Genomic DNA, 23,461 nt, shown 5'->3' with positions numbered 1-23,461 from the left:
AAAGAGTATAATTGGAGTCAAATTCAGGCGGTGGAAACAGCTACTGGCACTGGCCCGGCACCTAGCCGCTGGGTTCCAAAATACATTTTAAGAATGGATGATAATAAAAATTTAGTTTAATTGATTACAAGCTGCAGAGATTTATTGCCTCTTACCCCAGGCTCAGAATTTATCTTCGAGATCAAAATCAAATTAAATACGAGCAAAATCTGACAAATGATGGAATTCGTTGGTTGAGAAATAATTTGTCAAAAGATGACTTTGGTGAAGTAATGCATATTTTACAAGATACGCCGTAATAATTATTTTAAGCGCGGACTAAATAATAAATAGAAAGGACCCGATAAGGGCCCTTTTATTAGAAGATACATAGAGCCGCCTTCCTTGAGAAGGCGGCCAAAGTGTATCCAGGTTACTGGCAGGAACTCGCTTCCCAGTACTGGGGGGCGTTAGCCGGGGACCACCAGTTGGGTCCAAAGGTAGACACGTAAACCTGGCCTTCAAAGGTTACTAGGTCGCCAACTTGATAGCCTTCGTCACCAGCATATGGCTGCTGGAATTCGGGGCAGGAAGCGGTTTCACCTGAACCTTGATTGCTGTCGGTGTTGTCATCGGAACCGTTATCGGCGTTATCGTCAGAACCGCTATCGGAGCCATTGTCGTTGCTATCGCCAGAACCGCTGTCGGAACCATTGTCAGAGCCTTCGCCCTCAGTTTGACAGGTGGTTTCGGTCCACAGCGATGGCGCGGAACCTGGAGACCACCAGTTTGGCTCGTGGGTGGATTCGTAGGCGACTCCTTCAAAGACAACAACGTCACCGACTGAATAACCTGGGTCGCCGGCATAGGGCTGCTCAAACGCGACGCAGGTGCTGCTTCCGCCATTATTATTGCCGCCGCCACTTCCGGTGTCGCCAGTATCTCCAGTATCTCCGGTGTCTCCGGTGTCTCCGGTGTCTCCGGTGTCTCCAGTGTCTCCAGTGTCTCCAGTGTCTCCAGTGTCTCCAGTGTCTCCGGTATCTCCTGTGCCTCCGGTGTCGCTATCACTGGAACCGCCCTGTCCGAAGACTTCGAGTGCGGCATCGAGCAATGGATATTGATACTCGTTGTTCTCCAGTAGCATTCCACCGCGTAGCTGCCAGATCATCACGCCACCCAGGCCCTGGTCGAGCACATATTGGGCGCGTGCGGCGATAGAAGTCGTATCTTCGAAAGAGATAAAACCGCCATCCTCAAACCAACCATAGTGGGTGACGGCCTCGGGATCGTAAGCGGTCTGGAATGAAGAGTCGCTCTGCATTTTCTCGACGATCTGGTAGTAGCGCGTCTCGGTGTCAGAGCCCCAGTGAGCGACGTCTTGTCCGGAGGCGGCTTCACCGATTGCGGTGGCGCCAGCCACGCTGCGGCCGTAGTGGGACATACCCAAGGTGATCTTCTCAGCGGGAATATTGCCCTCAGTCATCCACATATTGCGGCAGCTGTCTGCGTCGAAGCCTTCGTTGACCTGGCCTTCATAGGGGTACAGCGGCGAGGTGTGTTGGGCTACGGTATCCCAGTCGCCACCAAAGTCATAAGTCATCAGGTTGACATAGTCGAGGACTTCGCCCACAGCAGCAAAATCATAACCCTCTTCTGCAATCGAGGGGCCACAGGCCACGGCAGCGGTCAGTTCCAGATTTTTGCCGGTCTCCGCTTCAACCTCATCAAAGCGCGCGCGCAGCTCTTGCAGCAGGGTGGTGAAGTTTTCTTTGTCGATCGAGCGGCCGCCGTTCGGTGCATAGCCGGGGTATTCGAAATCGAGATCGAGACCATCGAAATCCCAGTCAGTAAGCAGTGTCACTGCATTTTCGATAAAGGCTGCACGCGCGGTGTCGCTCTCCATCATCTCAGAGACTTTGTGGGAGAGGGTCCAGCCGCCCATAGACAGGATCGCCTTGGCACCGTCGTCATGTACCGATTTTACAAAACCTGATTCGTGGTCATTCCAGCCCTGGCAGACCGCGGGCTGAATACTGGAATCGTATTGGCTGTAGGGGTGCCAGAATTGCGGCGAGCATTTTACGGGACCATCACCGGCGCCGCCGGAAAATGATTGGGCGCCCAGGCCGTAGAAAACGTAGGGGTCTGTAAAGTAGATGTTGCCGTCTTCGTCATTCCAGGCAAAGGCGTACTGAACGTGAGTGAGCTTGGAGAAATCCACGTTGTCATGGGTGAAGGATGAGTCGGCCCAGTATTCCCAATCGGCCCAATAGGCAGATACACGTTTAGAGGTTTCTTGTGCACTGACGTTTCCGCTGATGGCGATTGCTGCTGCGAGTGCCGCCGCAGCTTTTAATTTAAACCCAAATTTAGATCCGCGTTCACTGCGGCTGCCCACCAACATCCTTGTTCGATCCTGAGATTGCAGGAAAGAAAACATTAGATTGACCTCCCATAGGTCTTAATTATGTATAAAGAAATTTGTCGTTATATGTGGAAAAATTTGAATAAATGGAGAGGTAAAAGTTCCGCGAGGAAATGTGGAATAAATGTGCAAGCCACGGAGAGTAGTCGCTGAGTGGCTATATTTATTTCCGCTGTGATTTTGTGATGGGGACAATAAAAAGTGCGTACATAAATTTAACTGCACCTTTCAGGAATAAATATTTGAGCAGATCAACGATAAAAATGGTCGATTATTTAATTTAAAAATAAGATAAATTTTCTTTTTAAATTAAGAGGTGGGGAAAAAATACCGGTTACTGGCGAGCGTTATTTGCGGCCTCTTGCAAGCAGTCTCCCCCGCAGTTTAGTACGCATGGCCGCTGTCGAGTTAATCAATCACCACTTCACTATGTAATGTTTCCGCGGAGCAGTTTTTGATTATCTCTCTTAAGGGATTGAAGATGTCATGAAATGGTAAAACAAAAAAGGGCCCAGGGGGCCCTTTTTAAAGTTGAAGAAAATACTAATTATTTCTTCGCGCGCTTGCGCATATTTTCCTGCAAAATTTTCTTGCGCAGGCGGATAAAGTTAGGAGTCACTTCTACCAATTCATCGTCTTCGATAAATTCCAGAGCCTGCTCAAGGGTGTGACGAATGGGTGGTGACAGAGTGAGTGCATCGTCGGTACCTGACGCGCGCACATTAGTGAGCTGTTTGGCCTTGGTGGGGTTTACCACCAGGTCGTTGCCACGGGAGTGAATACCGACGATTTGGCCTTCGTAGACCTCTTCGCCATGGCCCAGGAACAGGCGACCACGATCTTGTAGTGCGAACAGACCATAGGCGAGGGTTTTGCCCTTGACCATGGAAACCAGTACACCGTTGATGCGCTTGGCCACTTCACCCTGCTTCACCGGACCGTAGTGGTCGAAGATACTGGTCATAATGCCAGAACCACTGGTGATGGTAAGGAATTGGGAGCGGAAGCCGATCATGCCGCGCGAGGGCACGATAAAGGTTAGGCGCACGCGACCTTTGCCATCGGGCTCCATATTGGTGAGATCGGCCTTGCGCAGGCCCAGCTCTTCCATAATGGGCCCCTGATGGGGTTCCTCAACATCGATAACCACTTCTTCATAAGGCTCGTGGATCTCTCCGTCGACCTCTCTCTGCACCACTTCGGGGCGGGAAACGCCCAGCTCGAAACCTTCTCGGCGCATGGATTCGATCAGGACAGACAAGTGCAATTCGCCACGGCCGGAAACCTTGAACTTATCAGGAGAGTCGCCTTGTTCTACACGCAGGGCCACGTTGTGAATCAGCTCCTGGTCAAGGCGCTCTTTGATGTTGCGCGAGGTAACGAACTTGCCATCCTGGCCGGCAAAGGGGGAGTCATTGACCTGGAAGGTCATGCTCACGGTGGGCTCGTCCACGCTCAGGGCGGGCAGGGCTTCTGGAGTATCCAGGTCGCACAGGGTATCGGAGATATTTAGCTCACCCACACCGGTGATACACACGATATCGCCAGCACTGGCCTGCTCCACTTCCACTCGCTCCAGGCCGAGGTAACCCATAACCTGCAGGACCTTGGCTTTGCGCGAGTTGCCCTCGCGATCGAGAACCACCACTTGCTGGTTCGGCTTCAGGGTACCGCGAGTGATACGGCCAACGCCGATTACGCCTACGTAGCTGGAGTAGTCCAGAGCGGAAACCTGCATCTGGAAAGCGCCGGTGGGGTCAACTTTCGGGGGCTCAACCTTGTCCACAATCATCTGGAACAGCGGCGTCATATCGTCGGCCAGGTCGGTGTCGTCGAGACCGGCGATGCCGTTCAGGGCGGAGGCGTAGACAACCGGGAAGTCCAACTGCTCGTCGGTGGCGCCGAGGCTGTCGAACAGGTCGAATACCTGGTCCATTACCCAGTCGGGGCGCGCGCCTGGGCGGTCGATCTTGTTAATCACCACGATCGGGTTGAGGCCCTGCTCAAACGCCTTCTGGGTTACGAAGCGGGTCTGCGGCATGGGGCCATCTACTGCGTCTACGAGCAGCAGAACTGAATCCACCATGGACAGTACGCGCTCTACCTCGCCGCCGAAGTCGGCGTGCCCTGGGGTGTCGACAATATTGATGCGGTAGTCATTCCAGCGGATAGCGGTGTTTTTCGCCAGGATGGTGATGCCACGCTCACGCTCTTGATCGTTGGAGTCCATGACGCGCTCGGCGCCTTCGTCGCGGCGGTCGAGAGTGCCGGACTGGGACAACAGCTTGTCCACAAGGGTGGTTTTGCCATGGTCTACGTGGGCGATAATCGCAATATTGCGCAGATTCTCTATCACTGGGGGCCTCTGGGCGTTAAATCTTGGTAAGTCGGGGCGGGGGCCTGCGGGGTTTCTACAGCAGCATTCCGGCCAAAGGCGGCGATTATAGGGGGGCCGCATGACAATTGGGAGTGATTTTGAGTAAAAAATCACCGCCCCGGGGGGGTGATTGCTTTAAAACCCGCGCGGGCGGTGGTTGCCCGCGCCTTGAGCAGAAGTTACTTCTTAATGGTTTCCGGTCTGTGGGGAATCAGCGGGCGCAGCACGCCCACATTGCGAAAACCTTCGTCCAACAGGTGTGAGGCGTGCAGGCGGCTCATAACGCCTTTGGAGCAATACAGGAGGTACTCACGCTCCTGGTCCAGGTGGGCAAAGCTGTTGTTGAGACGGTAGAAAGGAATAGTCTGCACCTCACAGCCTAGCTCCAACGGGTCCAGCTCCTCTTCATCCGGGTGGCGGATATCGATAACCACTGCGCTGCCCGGCTCCTCGCGGATCTCCACATCCGGTGCTTCGCCATCGACTTCTTCGATCACCTGATCAATATTTTGCATCACCCGATTGCTGATAGCGCGATCGAGGACGGTGAAATCGAAGCGGTTTTCCTCGGACTCCACCTTTTCAATTTTGGCGCGGGTGGTGGGTTTAACCGAGATAACGCCGCAGTACTCCGGCATATTGGCGGCGAACTCTTCAGTGCCGATGGCCCGGGAGGTACGGATAATATCGGTCTTGTCGGTGGTGATCAGTGGGCGCAATACCAGGGTATTGGTAACACTGTCGATCACCGACAGATTTTTCAGGGTCTGGCTGGAAACCTGGGCGATGGCTTCACCGGTGACTACGGCGTCCACCTCCAGCTCCTTGGCGATCACATCGGCGGCGCGCAGCATCATGCGTTTCAAAATGACGCCCATATGGGAGTCGTCGACCCGCTCGAGAATCTCTGCCACGACTTCGTCAAACGGCACAGTGATAAAGCGCACCCGATGGGAAGCACCGTATTTGTTCCACAGGTAGTAGGCGACTTCTTTCACGCCCAGCTCGTGCTGGCGTCCGCCCAGGTTGAAGAACAGGAAGTGGGTGCGGATACCGCGCTTCATGGTCATGTAACTGGCCACGGTAGAATCGAAGCCACCGGATACCAGCGACAATACCGGGTCTTGCGTTCCGAGGGGGAAGCCGCCCAGGCCGGGATGCTGCTCTTCGATCACGTTGAGCTTATCGTGGCGGATCTCCAGCTTAACGGTGATGTCGGGGTTTTTCAGTTTGACTCCGGATGCCTCAGTGTTCTTGTTGAGGCCGCCGCCCACGTACTGCTCCACATCCAGGGATTGGAAGTCGTGTTTGCCGGTGCGCTTAACCCTGACGCAGAAAGTCTTGTCCTTCAGGGCGTCTCCCCATACCGACAGGGTTTTCTCGTACATGTCGTGCAGGTCGCCCAGGGGGAACTGGCGCACGCGGGAGAAGTTGGCGATGCCGGGGGTGTGAGAGAGCACCTCTTCGATACGTCCACCCAGGTGGGACACAGCATCGGGCGCGATCACATCGATCTTTTCCCAATCCTTTCGCACCTGGATACGGTCGTCCAGCTGGCGCAGCAGGCGCTGCAGGTTGTCCTTGAGCTGGCGCGACATGCGCTTGCGCACAGGGTTGCTCTTGATGGTGATCTCTGGAAAAAACTTGACGACAAAGTGCATGGGAATCCGTGGGGTACCGCATGTTGATAGAAGGTGCGGCATTATAAACTAGCCGGAGCCAAGTTGGTTGTGCACTGTTTGCGGGCGAAGCGAGAGCAAATATGTTCTATTTTGGTGCGTATTTATGTGGCTGCTCGGCCACAATACATCTATCCTGGCTGCGTCAGCACTTTGCTGGGGCTCGCACCGGCGCCAACCGGGACTATGAGGCGATTGCCCTAATTTGGCACACTCCTTGCTTTATTTCACGCCAGGTAGAGAGTGAATGCCGGCAGCGACAGCAAGGCATAGCGACCAATTACTTTTCAAGACCTGGAGGACTGCAATGTCAGCGAAAACGCTCGGTTTGATTAATGAAAGTGAAGCGAAATGGATAGACCTGCGCTTTACCGATACCAAGGGTAAAGAACAACACGTTTCCATCCCTGCGTCGGAAGTTGACGGTGAGTTCTTTGAAGAAGGCAAAATGTTCGATGGTTCTTCCATCGCCGGTTGGAAGGGCATCAACGAATCCGACATGATCCTGATGCCGGACGACGAGACCGCTTTCCTCGACCCCTTCACCGATGAGAGCACTGTTATCATTCGCTGTAACATCGTTGACCCAATTACCGGTCAGGGTTACGAGCGAGATCCTCGCTCCATCGCATTGCGCGCTGAGGAATACCTGAAGTCCACTGGTCTGGGTGACACCGCTCTGTTCGGTCCTGAGCCCGAGTTCTTCGTATTCGACGATATTACCTGGGGTGCTGAAATGGGCGGCGCCTTCTACAAGATCAACTCCGAAGAAGCAGCCTGGTCCTCTGGTCACAACTTTGCCGAAGGCAATATTGGTCACCGCCCCGGCGTTAAAGGCGGTTACTTCCCGGTTCCTCCGGTGGATTCCCTGCACGACGTTCGCGCCGCTATGTGTTCTGCGATGGAACAGATGGGCCTGCGCGTAGAAGTGCATCACCACGAAGTAGGTACTGCCGGCCAGTGTGAGATCGGCGTTGCCGCCAACACCCTGACCAAGAAAGCGGACGAAGTACAGATCCTCAAGTACGCTGTACACAACGTTGCCCACGCCTACGGCAAGACCGCGACCTTTATGCCCAAGCCGCTGGTTGGCGATAACGGTTCCGGTATGCACGTTCATCAGTCCTTTAGCAAGGATGGCGTAAACCAGTTTGCCGGTGACGCCTACGCTGGTCTGTCCGAAGCTGCTCTGTACTACATCGGCGGTATCGTTAAGCACGCTCGCGCCCTGAACGCGCTGTGTAACGCTTCCACCAACTCTTACAAGCGTCTGGTACCTGGCTTCGAAGCGCCGGTAATCCTGGCTTACTCTGCGCGCAACCGCTCTGCGTCTATCCGTATTCCTTTCGTGCCCTCCCCGAAAGGTAAGCGCATCGAGACTCGCTTCCCGGACCCGACCGCCAACCCGTACCTGTCTTTCGCCGCGCTGCTGATGGCGGGTCTCGACGGTATCAAGAACAAGATCCACCCTGGCGATGCTGCGGACAAGGATCTGTACGACCTGCCGCCGGAAGAGCTGGCTGAGTACCCGACTGTCGCTTCCAGTCTGGAAGGTGCCCTGGATGCTCTGGACCAGGATCGCGAGTTCCTGACAGCCGGTGGTGTATTCACTAACGATGCTATCGATGCCTACATCGAGCTGAAGCGTGAAGAAGTAGAGCGTCTGAACATGACCACTCACCCGGTCGAGTTCGATATGTACTACTCCGTGTAATGGCGACCGGCATCACCGTGATGCCGTCGAGCCGTTCTCGAAAAGCCCGCGCCACCCTGGTGCGGGCTTTTTTATTGCGAGTACACTGTCAGCCGGGACTTGAGGGCTCTGTGGTCTGCAGCAGCAATAAATGGCGCCAAAAGTATGAAAGTCCCTGTACCTGAAATGGGGGGAGTCGCAGGGTGGCTAATAGAATGTTGGGAATTCAAAAACTACTGAAAGCTGTTTTATTGGCTTTGCCCATAGTAGCTGTTGTGGCTTTCGCAGAGACTGGGGCCATATACAAGATAGTGGGTCCCGATGGTCAGGTAACCTTTAGTGACACGCCACCTCCAAATGGAAACTTGGAGGAAGTTGAGTTGGCACCGATCAACATCCAGCCGATCGCTTTACCTCGACAGCTACCCTCAAGAAAGCTGTCGCCAAACGGCAAAAATAGGGGTTCCGGGGCTGTTTCTATCCAGATTGTGAGCCCAATTAATGAGGCTACTATCCCCCCTGGGCAAACCCTGATTGCGCTTGAGGTGCAAGTAACTCCAGCCTATCCAGAAGGTTCGAGCTTCTATGCGGTTATTGATGGGCAGCGCTGGCAGGGGAGTTCTGACGGTAATGCTCTAGATATCTCGGCTCTTGAACGTGGAACACATACTCTGCAGGCCGTCTTAGTGGGTTCAAATGGGCGGGTTCTGGCTCAATCCCGCGTGGTCACAATTTACGTGAAGCGACCCATAGCCAGGGGTTGAATACTGGGGGGCGAAAGCCCCCTCAATCTAATTGCCCTCTCACTTCTAACCCTCTCCTAATTCCGCTTGTTTGTTTTTTGACCTGCGCACCGTTATGGTGCATTCTGCCTGTGACTGGCGGCATCTCATTTTTTAAGCTGAATAACTCGCTATGCCACTGCAGCTAACTGCGCACCGATTGTGTCCGGTTGAAGTTGTTCCCGCCTGCAAATGCCAGCATATGCGCCATTTTGGTTTGCTTTTTGCACTGACTAGATACAGCGCTAGTTTGCTGGGGGTGACCAAAGGGAGTTTGGTCAGAGCCTCGGAATGAATCGGAAATTTTGTGAATGCTGAATGATCGCCAGTTGCGCCAATTACTCGATAGCCTGACTTCCGCAGTGTTGGTGCTGGATGAAAACTTATCGCTTTGCTATTTGAACAATGCTGCTGAGGACTTGTTGGCCGCCTCCAGTACCCGGGTTAAAGGCTCGAAGTTGGAGGAGGTGGTGCGAGAATCTCCCACTGCCTATGAGGCTATGCGGGAAGCATTGCGCAAAAATGAGAAGTATACAGTGCGCCGGGCCAGTTGGAGGTTGAACAATCTTGAAACCCGGACCGTGGATTACTCAGTCAGCCCGGTCCCCGAGTTTTCTGTGCTACTTGTGGAAGTGCAGCCGATGGATCGCCTGTTGCGAATTGCCAGGGAAGATGCACTGCTCAGTGCCCAGGAAACGACACGAAACCTGGTTCGCGGTATGGCCCATGAGGTCAAGAACCCCCTCGGTGGTATCCGTGGGGCTGCACAACTATTGCAGCGCGAGTTGCCGGACCGGGAGTTAGACGAATATACACAGATTATCATCGAGGAAGTGGATCGCCTGCGCAATCTGGTTGACCGTTTATTGGGACCACGCCAGCCGGTAGTACTGCAACCGGTTAATGTGCACGAGGTTCTGGAGCGGGTTGCCCAGTTGCTGGATGCTGAGTGTATCGGTGAGCTTCAAATTCGCAGGGACTACGATCCGTCTATTCCCGATGTCCCCGCCGATAGCGAACAATTGATTCAGGCGCTGCTTAATATTGCCCGCAACGCCATGCAAGCCATCGATGAAAGTATTGGCCTCAGTAGTGGGGAGATGGTATTGCGTACGCGTATCCAGCGCCAATTCACCATTGGCCGCCGCAACTGTCCATTGGTCTGCCGTATAGAAATTGAAGATAACGGCCCGGGCATACCGGAGGATATTCGCGAGCGGATATTCTTCCCGATGATCTCCGGCCGCGCCGAGGGTTCAGGCCTTGGACTTTCAATTTCCCAGAACATTATTAATCAGCACAAGGGGCTGATTAAGTGTGACAGCCAACCCGGCCGTAGCATTTTCCAAATTTATCTGCCCCTGACTACCGAATTAGCTAATACAGGAACCTAGAGAATGAGTAATCGCGTTTGGATTATTGACGACGACAGATCAATCCGCTGGGTGCTGGAGAGAGCGCTATCGCGTGAGGGAATTGATACCCAGTGTTACGAGAGTGGCGACCGCGCCCTGGATGATTTCTATAGCGATTCACCGGATGTAGTAATCAGTGATATCCGCATGCCGGGCTCCGATGGCTTTAAATTGTTGCAGCGTTTCCAGGCTGAACGACCGAGCCTGCCGATAATTATTATGACTGCGCACTCGGACCTGGATAGCGCGGTAGCTGCTTACCAAGGGGGAGCCTTTGAATACCTGCCCAAGCCATTTGATATTGATGAAGCCGTAGCGGTAACCCGGCGCGCATTGATGCACGCTAGCGAACAGAGTGCTGAAGAGCGGGTTGAGCCGGAAAATGGTCAGGGTAGTAAAGAAATCATTGGAGAAGCGCCGGCGATGCAGGAGGTGTTTCGCGCGATTGGCCGTTTGTCTCATTCCAACATCACCGTTTTAATCAACGGTGAATCCGGTACCGGTAAGGAGTTGGTGGCGCAGGCTCTGCACAATCACAGTCCGCGCAGGGATAAGCCATTTATTGCATTGAACATGGCGGCTATACCCAAGGACCTGATGGAGTCTGAATTATTTGGCCATGAGAAAGGGGCCTTTACCGGTGCCAGCTCCCAGCGTGCCGGACGTTTTGAACAGGCCAATGGTGGCACCCTGTTTCTAGATGAAATTGGTGATATGCCCGCAGATACGCAAACCCGGTTATTGCGCGTGTTGGCTGATGGTGAATTTTACCGTGTCGGTGGCCACACCCCGGTCAAAGTGGATGTGCGTATTATTGCGGCGACTCACCAGGATCTGGAAGAGTTGGTATGTCAGCATAAATTTCGCGAGGACCTGTTTCACCGCCTGAATGTTATTCGCATCCATATTCCAAGACTCGCGGATCGCCGTGAGGATATTCCGCGATTGGTGAGGCATTTCTTTAATGCTGCGGCAAAAGATCTGGGGGTGGAGTCAAAGATCCTAACCAAGGAAACTGAGGAGTACCTCTCTGGGCTGGATTGGCCCGGTAATGTACGACAACTGGAAAATACCTGCCGCTGGATTACCGTGATGGCTTCTGGGCGCGAGGTGCATATTGAAGATTTGCCACAGGAGTTGCATCAGCAGGGCGCGACGACAGAAACACCGGCAGACTGGCAAAAAGCACTGCGCTTGTGGGCTGACCAGGCCCTATCCTCTGGGCAGCGCGAAATTTTAAATGAGGCTGTTCCCGCATTTGAAAAAGCGTTAATAGAAATTGCGCTTAAGCATACTGCTGGGCGTAAACGCGATGCAGCTGATCTATTGGGATGGGGTAGAAATACCTTGACACGGAAGCTAAAAGAATTGGAGATCGGTGGGGAATAAAGAGAATTTGTGCTTGGGGAAAACTTTTCTCCAAGCACATTTTTCAATTAAAATAGATTGCAGCTGGTTTTAGATATCTACTTTTTTAAAGCGGCCAATGAAGCCGTTTTTATAATCTGTCCGGCCTTCTTCTAGTCTTGAAGAGAAGGTTTCAAGGTAAGATTCAAGATAGTATATATCCTCATCGGTATTGATAAGTCGTAATCGCCTTTTTTTCCATAGTATGCAGTCTTCAGATTGTCCCTCGCAGGATGGCAGGTAAGCAGCAGTGGAATTCTCCTCCGTTTCCAGATTTGGATCATAGTAGTGGTTCGAAACTATTGAGCCGTCTGCTGCTATCTCCCACGAGCCTTTGCGTTCATCCGTCATCCAGTCATAGTCAGAAAATGGATTGAATGGATCGAGAGGGTAGGTAAATTCTTGTTGAATAGTTCCATTATCGGAATAAACGATTGCCCAAATATTGGGAGTTGGAAATGAAGTGTGAGTCTCCACTCTTAATGGAGGAGCCTCAAGTGGTGTGTCATTTTCTTCAACCAAAAAACTAGAAAATATATCTGTTGTGCCATCGCTACCTGTGCTAACGGCAATGACCCTGGTCGCATTTCCGAATGTACTCGTGGGAATGTAACGTGTTTGTTGGCCACTTTCGTAGTTTATGACTAATTCATTAGTTAGAACTGCTGAAAATGTTTCTTCTTCTTTTAGATCCGGACCAAATTTCTCTTTACCAGTATTCTCAGAGTCCATGCTGAACTTTCCAGAGAAGTAGTTGCAGTTGCAGTTTTGGTAGAAATTTGGATGGTAAGTTTTAGTTGAAAAGTGACTGGGAATTGATTCCCAGGAGGCGGAATAACTTGTATTTATGGTGTTTAAGTATCTTTTTTCGCTATATTCATATTGCTCCCCGCTCTGGCTTGTACAAGTGCTATTGAGGTTGATCTCCAGTACCTGGCTATATGGCGTCGAATAAATATGCCTTGTATTAAAGTTGCTGTTTCGAATATCTATACAGTTATGAAGGCTGAACCTGCCCCAGCTTACTCCGTCAGCTATTTGTCCATTAATGTCACCGTCCTCATTCAGTGACAGAGTGAACTCTCCAATTCCAATAAAATTAGCTGTGCCGGAATTTTGTAATTCTTCCTTGAGTTGTATGACCCCGGGTATTAAATTGTCGCTGCCTGAGCTTCCAGTCAAAAAGATTGTTTCTAAGGATTCATTCAGCCTGTAATTCTGTTGGTGAGAGTAATTATTGTCTAGGATTTTCAGTAGAAGCTCATCTGCATACTCTTGATTTGATTGAATTATGTCTTCTACATAGGCTTTTGAGAATGAATAATCTCTGATGAAGTCTGTCGTATTTGAATATCTATCTTCGAGAAAGAAAAAGTTCGTGTTGTCTGAGAACTCTTCATTAATTGCACCTTTTAGGAATATAGCTAAATTAATAGCATCCTCCATAGGCACTTCGAAAATATGTTTTTTTAGGCCTTCAGTGGTTGTGATTTCACTGTTGTTGTTTGATATCTCTGCAAGATTGGAGATCGACGCTGATAAGCTGTTTAACACTAAACCCGGGTTATTGTTGAGGTAGCTTACTTCATTATTTATTGCTTGGCTCGAAAGTTCACTAAATGACCCAGCATAGGATTTAAAACTATAACTCCAGTCATCTGAGACCGCACCCTGCGCAATTATGGTTACTAGCTCGTCGCTATGCCCGCCTTCTATTTCAACCGTGAATTCATTGTTGTTTGTTTGCTCGGCAGTATATTGGCTTTCGCCAATGCTGACTGTTATTTCTGGAAACTCAGAGAAGCTTTCATCAAAGACTCCATGTAGGGTAATTGATGGTACTTCTGGTGTCGGCTCTGGGCTAGATGAATTGCTTCCATCTCCGCTACATGCACTAACAAGAATCGATGATGCTGCCAGTATTGTTAGGTGTCTGGTCAGTTCCTTCATAACCTCTCTCTATATTCAATATTAATTATTGGCCGTATGATACCTTTGTGAAGTTAAATTGCACGGCATAATAGTGGTACGCATGCATTAAGTTATATAGCTAAGTTTTCCTTTTATTTTTTTATGAGCTTATGGGGTCGATTAACTCAGCTATTATTATTTTTATTAAATGCTTTATGTGAGCAATCCACAGGTGTTATATGACTCGAGATGAATTGAAAGTCGTTGATGACGTTCCATTCTTGTTTTGGGTAAAAGATAAAAGTGAGAGATATATTTGGGGTAACCAAAGGATATGCGAATTGGCTGGAGAGGATGTGGTTGGTAAAACTGATGTCCAATTGGCCTGGGCAGAGAATGCCAAAGCGTTACGTGAGGCTGATCAGCGTGTATTTTCCTCAGGGGAGCCCGATTACCTTCTCGAACATGTCGTTCAATCTAGCCTGGGTGAAGTTAACCTAAGTGTGTGTAAGTGGCTGGCGGATTTTGAAGGAGAGCAATGTTGTTTTGGAATTTCTTTTTCTATTAAAAAGTGATTTTGCAATACAAATAGCCCAAAATTTGAGCTATTTGATATTTATAGTAATTGATCTGGATTACCCTTCAGGTTGAAACTTTTTTAGTTCCCAATTCACCAAGCGTTCGCGCTATATCCTCTGCGCTGGTTGCCGGTTTAATATCCTTGTCAATTTTTTTAATTCGGCCATCTTTACCGATATAAATGGTAACGCGGCGGGCGATATTCATTACGGGAATAAGTACATCGTACGCTTTAGCCGTTTCACCGGTGGGGTCACTGAGTAACGGGAAGTCCGCTTCGCTCTCTTCAGCAAATCGGGTGTTATCGTCAAGATCATCTGTACTGGCCATAAAATAGGTGACTTCATAATCTTTGATTAAGTGACCGTTTTGGGCGAGCGATTTACACTCTATGGTGCAGCCACGGGTGAATGCCTTGGGAAACCAGGCGATCACAACAGCGCTTTTTCCCTGGAGGTCCGCCAATGTGTGGGTTTGGCCATCAGACCCCTTGAGAGTGAAATTTGGCGCCATTTCACCTACTTCCAGAGCGAGGCTGGGAAGGCTGATAAACGCAGTAATAAAGAAGATCAGCAGATATTTCACGAATATTTCCCTTGTAGTTTACCGATACGCCTATGCTACTGCCCTAAGGTCTAACTGGCCAATAGCTCAGCTATAACTGCTATGCTTTATGCGCCAAAGTAAGAATATTGGTGCGTCAATGCACCGTTATGGACTTGCCGTTTTGCAGGGGCTTAAATGCGCTTTGACAGCCTTTTCTATACTCTGCCACTTCCACTGATCTATACCATTTCAGTTGCCGTAGTGCTTTGCGCTTTAGCTGTGGGGATTTATCTGGGGCGGCGGCGGGTAGTGAATGCCAGTATCAAGGAGGATTCTTCCCTGGGCAGTGCGGTAGCTGCCACTTTGGGCCTAGTCGCATTCGTTTTGGCATTTACCTTTAATATGACAGCCGACCGATTTAATGAACGCAAGGCATTGCTGTTGCAGGAGGTCAATACCATCCAGGCCGCATATTTAAATGCGAGCTTTTTGCAATTGGATAAGCAGAATAAGGCGCGAGACCTAATAGCTGAATATGCAAATCTCAGGGATATTGACCCATCAATCGCCGTCACTCCGGAAGATGTAGCTCGCAGTGAGGAAATTCACCAGGCTCTTTGGCGTTTGATCGAGGCGCACATCGCACAGGATTACAACGCCGATTATTTACGCCAGTTTGCCGAGCAGGTTAACGGGATGGTAGATCTGCACCGTGCCAGGGTTGTGGTTGGGCTGCAATACCGTATACCGGGTCCACTCTGGCTCTCCCTGTACTTTATGACCATTTTGGCGATGCTGGCAATTGGATACCAGTTGGGTATAAGTCGCGGGGGATCTGCCCAGGTAGTTATAGCTTTGGCCCTGACTTTCTCAACAGTGATTTTACTGGTGGCGGATTTGGATCGGGCAAATGAGGGAGCACTGTTGGTTGATCAGTCGCCGATGAGCGATCTCAATTTGCAGCTGAAAGAGCTACAGGAGGCTGCCCACTGAGCTGTTGTGCGAGCTGACTTTGTATATTAATTGGGTGGGGCGGAATTAAGGCTTTTCCGCCCCGGGGAACAGGTTAAAGATCTTCAGGTTTTTGTGGCATTAAGACATCTTCGGGATGCACAAACTCACGCATAAAAATTTCCCAGAAGGCGAGGAATAGTGCAGCGAGAAGGGGGCCTATCGCAAAGCCACTGATTCCAAACATAAACAGACCGCCGACAGTGGAGAAAAGCACTAAATAGTCGGGGAGTTTTGTGTCTCGACCCACCAATATTGGGCGCAACAGGTTATCTACCAGACTGATCACGGTGAAACCATAGGCGAGTAAAATCGTTGCCTTCATGGGTTCGCCAATAGCATAGAGGTAAATAGAAGCGGGGAACCAGATCAATGCGGCACCGACGGCGGGCAACAATGACAACAGTGTCATTAATACACCCCAAAGCACCGGTGCCGGTAGACCCAGCACCCAGAAAATAATTCCGCCCAAGCCGCCCTGGGTAATAGCGACTACCAGATTTCCTTTAATGGTTGCGCGAGTGACTTCAGCAAACTTTGCCAGTAAAAGGTGCTCGCGCTCATCACCCAGTGGTAGGGCATGGATAATCAGGTTTACCAGCCTTTCGCCATCGCGAATCAGGAAGAAGGTGAGGTAAAGCATTAAACCCAACATAACGAAAAAGTTAACAGTATTCTGTCCGACCTCAATCGCATTTTTTGCGACGAAGCTACCGGCATTCATCACTCCACCCATCAGGCGCTGCTTGGCCTCCTCGACATCCACGCCAATACTTTCGAGCGTGCTGTTAACCCTGGGGAAAGCACTGCGAATCTGTTCAAAGGATTTAGAAACATCAATTTGTCCTTCCTGGATCCGGTGATACAGAGTTACCGCTTCATTAATAAAAGAGGTGGCCACTACCAATACGGGTATCACCAATAGAACGATACACATAAACAGGGTTAGCAGAGCCATTAAATTAGGCGAATTGGGAAAGCGCTGCATCAGCAGACGGTACACGGGGTAGAAAATCAGTGCGGTGGCACAAGCCCAAAAAATAGGGGTAAAGAAGGGTTTTATTAGGAGTAAAAAAGCTACGCTGACCAATAATAAGGTCAATATAAATGAGCGCCTTTCCAGTTTTTCTTGCACTGCGACTTCCTCTGCTTCTCTTTCGGCAGCCCAGTGGTAGGGCGCCTAATTTTTGCTCTATCTAAGCAGATGCAGTGGGGTTTTACCAGCGCCTATATCCGCACGTATCCACGTGAAATCGAATGCCCCGATAGATTCCGAGGCCCATTTGCCACTCGCGGCCGTTGCGCTTGTGGATATCCCTCAGTACGGGCACCAATTGCTCTCGGGAGAACTTCTTTTTCGGAACTATATCCAGCCCGCAGAAATGCAGATGTTTACTTCCCTTGGAACCCCCGGCCTTACGGTTGTAATCCACTGTGCGCCACCCGGAGACCACTGTTACCGGGCCGACGCGGGGCACTATTTCCCGCTCGATTACCCGCAGAGTATTTACGATGCCCCACCAGAGCTCCTTGGGAGGGATGGCGAATGCGGGTTCGTCCAAATCCTGCCAGTCACTGCCCTGACGCAATAGCTCATAGGGTTGCACAACCTGTTCAACCCGGTTGGAGCGCAGGAATTTTTTGAGTTGAGTAAAGCGTGCATGGTTATTGCCTTTGCTCAGGAAGCGGCTGAATGCCCTCTCGGAAGCTGCCGGATAGCCCTGGATATCGTAAACCTCCGGGATCATTAGCAGCGGTAGGATATCGATAGGGGATTTCACCCGGTCATCAGCCTCGCGCGCTCGTTCGTAAGTAAAAACAAATAGACCGGTGAGAATTGCCAGTGCGATTGACCCAATGATGATGATCCGCCGGCGCAGTTGACGCTGGCCGATTTCTACGCACTCTTTGTTACTTTGCATAACCATCGGGCAGCTCCCTCAATTACCAGGTGCGATAGCCACAGGTATCGACATGAAACAGGACATCGTCAATCAGGCCCATCCCGACATTGCTATCGGGACCGAGGCGTGCGTGCAGTGTGCTTAGCTCTTCAGCGAGTTCGTTTTTACCGATATTGGAATTCGGAATTAAGTCCAGCCCGCAAAAGTCACGGTGGCGGGGCTGGTCTTCGGTCGCAAGTTTTCGGTTGTAGGCATCAGTGCGGTAAGCGGAAACCACAGTGACAGGGCCAATTAGCGGTATTACCTGGTCTCGTACCAGGGTGAGGGTTTTCACAATATTGGACCACTGGTCCCTGGGTGGTATGGCGAATGGGGGTTCCCCCAGTTCCAGCCAGTCCCCCCCCTGTCGCAGAAGATCACGAATAGGAAAAACCTCAGCGACACCCCGGTCCCGAAGCAACTGATTGAGTGCTTGTACGCTGGAGCGGTTACTGCCCTCTCGCAGGAATTTGTTAAAGGACTCCTCGTTGGCGAGGCGATAGCCACGCTGCTCGACATAGGACTTCTCTTGCGAGGAGAGGAATAGATAGAGCCAGAGGGTAAACAGGATGGCACTGAGTATTAAAGTGAGGGCACTGACGACCACCCGATTGACTCTTTGCCCGGGCGGCCTGTGTGGGAACAGAGTTTCGAAGCGAGTAAACGAGTTACCTGCGGACATAGTGCTCGCGACTGCTGCTGAGAGAGTTTTTCCTCCGACGCTAAAATCGTCGGCGCCTGTTTACTCACTATAGCCGCAAAAATCGACGGGCTGCGGGCTTGGGATCAGCCACAAAAAAAGCCGCTGGTCCCGGGGGAGCAGCGGCTTTTGGGTCACGGACAGCGCACTGTGCCCGACAACCTCTACTTAGGCTTTAGGGCCTGCATTTTTAACGTCTTCGCTGACATTGAACTTCTCAATGTTCTCGGCGAACAGCTTGGCCAGCTTGCCTGCCTGATCATCGTAAGCAGCTTTGTCAGCCCAGGCTTCACGAGGGTTCAGGTAAGACTTGTCCACGCCGGGCACTTCCATCGGGATATCCAGGTTCAGGGCATCCAGGTGCTCAGTGGCAACGCCTTCCAGGGCGCCGCTCTGGATAGCGGCAACGACAGCGCGGGTTACCGGAATCGGGAAGCGCTTGCCGTTGTCGCCGGAGCCGCCGGTCCAACCGGTGTTTACCAGGTAGACCTTGGAGCCGAACTCTTCAATGCGCTTCATCAGCAGGTCTGCGTATTCGCGCGGTGCACGGGGCATAAACGGCGCGCCAAAGCAGGTGGAGAAAGTCGGGTGGATACCGGCCTCTGCGCCCAGTTCGGTGGAGCCTACGCGGGCGGTGTAGCCAGACAGGAAGTGGTAAGCCGCAGCCTCTTTGGAGAGGATGGATACCGGTGGCAGTACGCCGGATACATCGCAAGTCAGGAAGATAACATTCTTTGGCTCGCCGGCGCGGTTTTCCAGCTGACGCATTTCAACGTGTTCCAGCGGGTAGGAGCAGCGGCCGTTTTCAGTCAGGCTGGTGTCGCAGTAGTCAGCAGTGCCGTGATCGTTGGTTACCACGTTTTCAACGATGGCGCCGAAGCGGATGGCATCCCAGATTACCGGCTCATTTTTCTGGCTCAGGTCGATGGTTTTCGCGTAGCAGCCACCTTCCATATTGAAGACGGCACCCTTGGTCCAGCCGTGCTCATCGTCACCGATCAGGTAGCGCTCGGGATCCGCGGACAGGGTGGTCTTGCCGGTACCGGACAGGCCGAAGAACAGGCAGGTATCGCCATCTTCGCCGACGTTAGCCGCGCAGTGCATTGGCATTACGTCTTTTTCTGGCAGCAGGAAGTTCTGTACGGAGAACATGGCCTTCTTCATTTCGCCGGCGTAACGCATGCCGGCCAGCAGTACTTTGCGCTGGCCGAAGTTGATAATTACGCAGCCTTCGGAGTTGGTGCCATCGCGCTCGGGCTCACAGACAAAGTGAGGAGCGTGCAGGATTTGCCACTCTTCCTTGGACTTGGGGTTGTACTTTTCGGCGCGGATAAACATGTTGCGGCCGAACAGGTTGTGCCATGCAGTTTGGGTGGTCACTACCACTGGCAAGTAGTGGTCTTCATCCTGGCCCACATGCAGGTGCTGAACAAAAGTATCGTGACCAGCAACAAAAGCCTCTACACGATCCCACAGGGCGTCAAACTTATCCTGCGGGAAAGGACGGTTGACGTTGCCCCAGGCGATGCTGTCGGCAGTGGAGGGCTCTTCTACAACAAAGCGGTCAGCCGGGGAGCGACCGGTGCGTGCGCCGGTTTCAGTCACCAGAGCGCCTGTATCTGACAGCTTGCCCTCGCCGCGCGTCAGAGCCTGCTCTACCAATTGTGCCGGTGATAGGTTCTTGAAGACCATCGCGGAGTCGTCGATCTGTGCCATTCGTGGAATACCCGTGAAAGTTGGACAGTAAATAAAATGGGGCTGCCCAAGGTTTAGACAGCCGTAGAAAATTTTGGGGGCGCATTATTGCAAAATTCAAAATATGCGGATACCAACTATGGCTATTTTGTAGTCAATGACAGCGCTGTCATGGAAAATAATGTCGACATAAATTCACACCATTTATGGCTGCACGCCTAATTATTCTTTTTTTGAATTTAATGGAGGGATTAGGGGTGTCAGGTGGTAGGGCTGCGCTGAGGATTCGGCGGTTGCGCAGCCCTTCGAGGATCAGTGAAGAGTGTGGGGGGGAGCGTTGAGGAGCGACTCAATTTGGTCCCGGTCAAAGCGGTACTGGGTGTTACAGAATTGGCAGTCCGCGATAATCTCACCCTGCTGCTCTTCCAGCAGGCGGTAGACATCCTCTGCACCCAGGGAAACCAGCGCGCGGGCGCTGCGCTCTCTCGAGCAGCTGCACTTGAAGCGAATAGTGTCGGTACCCAGGGTTGCCGGCTCCAATTGGTGGAATAGGCGGTGAATAAGCTCTGGGTGGGGAACGGTAAATAACTCCTCGTCAGTTACGGTCTCCGCCAAGTGAATCGATGTTTCCCAGGCGTCCTGATTTTCTTCTTCTGTGGCGGCATTATTGCCCGGCAGAATCTGTAACATAAGACCGGCGACGGTATTGTCACTGCTTTCCAGCCATACGCGGGTAGCCAGCTGTTCCGATTGCTTAAAGTAGTCTTCCAGGCAGCCGGCCAGGTTGTCCTGCTCCATGGGAACCACACCTTGATAGCGCTCACCGCGCTTTGGCTCAAGGGTAATGGCCAGGGCTCCACGGGGGCCGATCATATCGCGCAGGGTGGCGTTTTCGTCGATTTGTGCACCCTCGGCAACTCGGGCGATGCCGCGCAGGTCGCTGTGGTGAGTGCACTCCGCCATAATCATCGGCACATCGCCTTCGCCACGGGCCTGGAGGCTCAGGACACCTTCGAACTTCAGTGTGGTTGAAAGCAGGCTGGCTGCAGTGAGGAACTCCCCTAGCAGGCGGGCTACTGGTGTAGGCAGTGGGTTGTGTTCCAGTACATCGCGGTAGGAATCAGTAAGTGTCACCACCTGTCCGCGAATATCGTGTTTGGAGAAAATAAAGCGTTCCAGCTGATCGGACATAGGTCGGGGGCTCTCGGTATTAAAACCGCAGGATTTTAGAGGTGGATATGCCTAAATGGTAGCTGTCGCTGAGTAATGGGGGGAAGCCGCGCCCCTGGGGGCCGGCTAACTTATCCGCAATAGAGGTTGACCTGGCGTTGATAGTCGAGTGCCATCTGTTCGCGCTCCCGCTCTGTGCGGCGTACTTCCTTGCCATTGTCGTCAAAAAATACGACCCGGCCCTGTAATATTTTTAGGTTTTTGCGGGCCTTGCTACAGGCCTTGTCTCTTTGTTGTTGTCTTTCCTGCGCTTCACGATTTAAGCGCTCCTGGTATTGTTGTTCGATATTCCGCGGCTGTTCCGATTGGCTGCGTCTGGGTGCTGTGGTGGCATCGGCAGAATTAATGGGGGTCAGGTTGCCAGAAATATCCTTGGCCTCTGCGTGGGCCGGGGGGCGGTCACCAAAGTGCACCCGGCCATCGTCGTCGACCCAGCGATACAGTTCCCCTGCATTAACATTGGCGGTCAGGAGCAGACCGCCAAAAATGCTGGATAAGTACAGTAACTTTATGGGCATCCTTTGCCTCTCCCGATGTTTATTCTTCTTTATTGGCCAGCTGGCTGAACAACCCCTGTGAATGGCGCTGGGGGATATGGTAGGTCTGCAGTATCAGAGGCTGCTGCTCCTGGGCCTCTGCCGCATCCAAGACCATCCGATAACCGGAGCGGTCGCGCAAATCTACAAAGTCCCGTTTGTTGCCTTCCATCAATTGAGCGAACTCGTCGAAGTCCTTGATGCTGTGGCCATTTACTGAGTCGATAATCCAGTTCTTCCAGTCGTGGTAACCGAGGTTCACATTGGCGGGCAGTACTTTCAGGGCGACGACCAGCTCGCGGCGCTCCTCGTCACTCCATTGATTGCGGGCATAGAGGTAGTCAATAGGCGCCTTGGAGTGCCAGTTTTTGCCCCAGCGTTTGATCAGGTTCATATTCAGGGGCACAAAGACAACACCGCCGTAGATATAGTAGCGGGGCTGGCGGTCAAATTGCTCTCCCAGCACCATAGCGCGTGAGGGAGGTGTTGCGGCCAGCGTGACCTCAGCGGTCTGCTCTTTACCATCGCGGGAGAAGCGCACGGGTAAACGTTCACCGACATGGTGGCGATCCACGGCGTAGTGGTAGTTGGTGCGCTGGTTTTCCCTCCATTCCACAGTCCGGTCAGCCGCTACTTTAAAGCCATCGACTTCGAGCAGGACATCGCCGGGTTTAAACACTTCAGCTGCGGGGGAATTGTCGAACACTTTAACGACCATGGCACCATCCTGGTCTTCCTCGAGACCGGCCGCTTTTTTCATCGATGGGCTTTCCAGGCTCTGGGTTACCAGTCCCAGTTCGGGGAACCCTTGGTGCACATTGTCCTTGGCATCTTCTAAGACATGAGCGATCACGCTGGGGGGGACAAAGTAACCCAGGTTTTCAGCGCTCTGGTTGGTTTGCATGGCCACGCCGACGATGCGGCCATTGGAGATAACCGGACCGCCGCTGTTGCCCGGGTTGATGGCCGCATCTATCTGGCCCGCCATCAGGTAACTTTCCGCATGGGCATAATATTGGTGCTCCACGCGGGAGAGTACTCCGCGGGTAATCGAAAGGGATTTGCCACCAATTGGGTAGCCGTAGACGGTGACCTCTTCCTGCAGGTCGGGCAATTTTCCGAGGGCCAGGGGGCGGGTATCGTTGAAAAAGCTTTCGTCATCGACGGTCAGCAGGGCGAGGTCGGCATCGTGGGAGACAAATTTCACCCGGGCGCGGAATTTCTTTGCATCGCCGTGGCGCTGTACCTGGATAAAGCTGCCGTTGGCCACTACGTGTGCGTTGGTCAGGATCTGCTGGTTGCGGATGACGGCACCGGAACCGGACAGCTGCTTGGGGTTGAGCAGGGCCCAGGGATTGAAATAATCCGGGGCGGCGGCGGTGGTGTAAATCTTGATGATTGAGCGCTTGAGCTGCTCGTGTTCTCGGCTGTCTGCTAGGGCGGTTTGGGTACCGAGCAAAATCAGCAGGGAAATGGCGATCAGTCGTTTCAACATGGCTGTTTTCTATCCGGTTAAGTGGGGGCAGTTTAGCAGCTAAAGTGGGAAATGGCGG

At 52.1% G+C, this 23,461-nt stretch carries 18 protein-coding genes; 6 read left to right on the top strand and 12 right to left on the bottom strand.

Going from position 1 to position 23,461, the window contains the following annotated elements:
* Window positions 1-412: 412 nt before the first annotated feature.
* The 3 genes from ACJJIM_RS19115 to thiI form a co-directional block, all read right to left on the bottom strand.
* Complete coding sequence (locus tag ACJJIM_RS19115) at window positions 413-2,419, bottom strand: glycosyl hydrolase family 18 protein (RefSeq protein ID WP_444911745.1); 2,007 nt, start codon at window positions 2,417-2,419, stop codon at window positions 413-415.
* A 532-nt stretch (window positions 2,420-2,951) separates the two neighbouring features.
* A complete protein-coding gene (gene typA, locus ACJJIM_RS19110) occupies window positions 2,952-4,760 on the bottom strand; it encodes a translational GTPase TypA (RefSeq protein WP_282930811.1) in 1,809 nt (602 codons plus the stop codon).
* 200 nt (window positions 4,761-4,960) lie between these two features.
* Window positions 4,961-6,442 carry a tRNA uracil 4-sulfurtransferase ThiI gene (gene thiI, locus ACJJIM_RS19105; RefSeq protein WP_413663717.1) on the bottom strand — a complete coding sequence of 494 codons (1,482 nt, stop codon included), beginning with the start codon at window positions 6,440-6,442 and terminating at the stop codon, window positions 4,961-4,963.
* Between the two features lie 325 nt (window positions 6,443-6,767).
* Here thiI and glnA point away from each other — a divergent pair, with 325 nt between their 5' ends.
* From glnA to ntrC, 4 genes are all read left to right on the top strand, one after another.
* Window positions 6,768-8,174, top strand: coding sequence for a glutamate--ammonia ligase (gene glnA / locus ACJJIM_RS19100; protein WP_108734896.1), 1,407 nt, complete (start codon window positions 6,768-6,770; stop codon window positions 8,172-8,174).
* A 182-nt stretch (window positions 8,175-8,356) separates the two neighbouring features.
* The gene (locus tag ACJJIM_RS19095) at window positions 8,357-8,917 is read left to right on the top strand and encodes a DUF4124 domain-containing protein (RefSeq protein WP_413663716.1); all 561 of its coding nucleotides are present in this window, start codon (window positions 8,357-8,359) and stop codon (window positions 8,915-8,917) included.
* A gap of 329 nt (window positions 8,918-9,246) precedes the next feature.
* Window positions 9,247-10,329, top strand: coding sequence for a nitrogen regulation protein NR(II) (gene glnL / locus ACJJIM_RS19090; protein WP_413663715.1), 1,083 nt, complete (start codon window positions 9,247-9,249; stop codon window positions 10,327-10,329).
* Between the two features lie 3 nt (window positions 10,330-10,332).
* Window positions 10,333-11,739 (top strand): nitrogen regulation protein NR(I), encoded by a 1,407-nt coding sequence (ntrC, locus tag ACJJIM_RS19085; RefSeq protein ID WP_413663714.1) that lies wholly within the window; start codon window positions 10,333-10,335, stop codon window positions 11,737-11,739.
* A 69-nt stretch (window positions 11,740-11,808) separates the two neighbouring features.
* Here the strand turns inward: ntrC and ACJJIM_RS19080 are convergent, their stop codons facing one another.
* On the bottom strand, window positions 11,809-13,707 hold the full coding sequence (locus ACJJIM_RS19080) for a hypothetical protein (protein ID WP_444911744.1): 1,899 nt from the start codon (window positions 13,705-13,707) through the stop codon (window positions 11,809-11,811).
* A gap of 200 nt (window positions 13,708-13,907) precedes the next feature.
* Here ACJJIM_RS19080 and ACJJIM_RS19075 point away from each other — a divergent pair, with 200 nt between their 5' ends.
* On the top strand, window positions 13,908-14,243 hold the full coding sequence (locus ACJJIM_RS19075) for a PAS domain-containing protein (RefSeq protein WP_413663712.1): 336 nt from the start codon (window positions 13,908-13,910) through the stop codon (window positions 14,241-14,243).
* Between the two features lie 67 nt (window positions 14,244-14,310).
* Here ACJJIM_RS19075 and ACJJIM_RS19070 read toward each other — a convergent pair whose 3' ends face one another.
* Window positions 14,311-14,832: a peroxiredoxin family protein gene (locus ACJJIM_RS19070; protein WP_413663711.1), complete on the bottom strand. Its 522-nt coding sequence runs from the start codon at window positions 14,830-14,832 to the stop codon at window positions 14,311-14,313.
* 156 nt (window positions 14,833-14,988) lie between these two features.
* On the opposite strand from ACJJIM_RS19070, the gene ACJJIM_RS19065 reads away from it, so the two are divergent.
* Complete coding sequence (locus ACJJIM_RS19065) at window positions 14,989-15,786, top strand: bestrophin-like domain (RefSeq protein WP_413663710.1); 798 nt, start codon at window positions 14,989-14,991, stop codon at window positions 15,784-15,786.
* Between the two features lie 73 nt (window positions 15,787-15,859).
* Here the strand turns inward: ACJJIM_RS19065 and ACJJIM_RS19060 are convergent, their stop codons facing one another.
* From ACJJIM_RS19060 to ACJJIM_RS19030, 7 genes are all read right to left on the bottom strand, one after another.
* On the bottom strand, window positions 15,860-16,939 hold the full coding sequence (locus ACJJIM_RS19060; RefSeq protein WP_413663709.1) for an AI-2E family transporter: 1,080 nt from the start codon (window positions 16,937-16,939) through the stop codon (window positions 15,860-15,862).
* An 82-nt stretch (window positions 16,940-17,021) separates the two neighbouring features.
* Entirely contained in the window at window positions 17,022-17,732 is a 711-nt protein-coding gene (locus tag ACJJIM_RS19055) for a D-Ala-D-Ala carboxypeptidase family metallohydrolase (RefSeq protein ID WP_413663708.1), read from the bottom strand.
* 16 nt (window positions 17,733-17,748) lie between these two features.
* A complete protein-coding gene (locus tag ACJJIM_RS19050) occupies window positions 17,749-18,429 on the bottom strand; it encodes a hypothetical protein (protein ID WP_413663707.1) in 681 nt (226 codons plus the stop codon).
* A gap of 186 nt (window positions 18,430-18,615) precedes the next feature.
* Window positions 18,616-20,163 carry a phosphoenolpyruvate carboxykinase gene (locus tag ACJJIM_RS19045; RefSeq protein ID WP_282930824.1) on the bottom strand — a complete coding sequence of 516 codons (1,548 nt, stop codon included), beginning with the start codon at window positions 20,161-20,163 and terminating at the stop codon, window positions 18,616-18,618.
* A gap of 291 nt (window positions 20,164-20,454) precedes the next feature.
* The gene (gene hslO, locus ACJJIM_RS19040; protein ID WP_444911743.1) at window positions 20,455-21,333 is read right to left on the bottom strand and encodes an Hsp33 family molecular chaperone HslO; all 879 of its coding nucleotides are present in this window, start codon (window positions 21,331-21,333) and stop codon (window positions 20,455-20,457) included.
* Window positions 21,334-21,443: 110 nt separating this feature from the next.
* On the bottom strand, window positions 21,444-21,890 hold the full coding sequence (locus ACJJIM_RS19035; protein ID WP_444911742.1) for a DUF4124 domain-containing protein: 447 nt from the start codon (window positions 21,888-21,890) through the stop codon (window positions 21,444-21,446).
* Window positions 21,891-21,909: 19 nt separating this feature from the next.
* Window positions 21,910-23,403 (bottom strand): S1C family serine protease, encoded by a 1,494-nt coding sequence (locus ACJJIM_RS19030; protein WP_444911741.1) that lies wholly within the window; start codon window positions 23,401-23,403, stop codon window positions 21,910-21,912.
* Window positions 23,404-23,461 lie beyond the last annotated feature (58 nt).

It is taken from the genome of Microbulbifer maximicatervae (SeqCode), assembly GCF_052467615.1.
The sequence above is the reverse complement of the archived record's forward strand: the minus strand, read 5'-3'. Positions and strand labels throughout refer to the sequence as shown.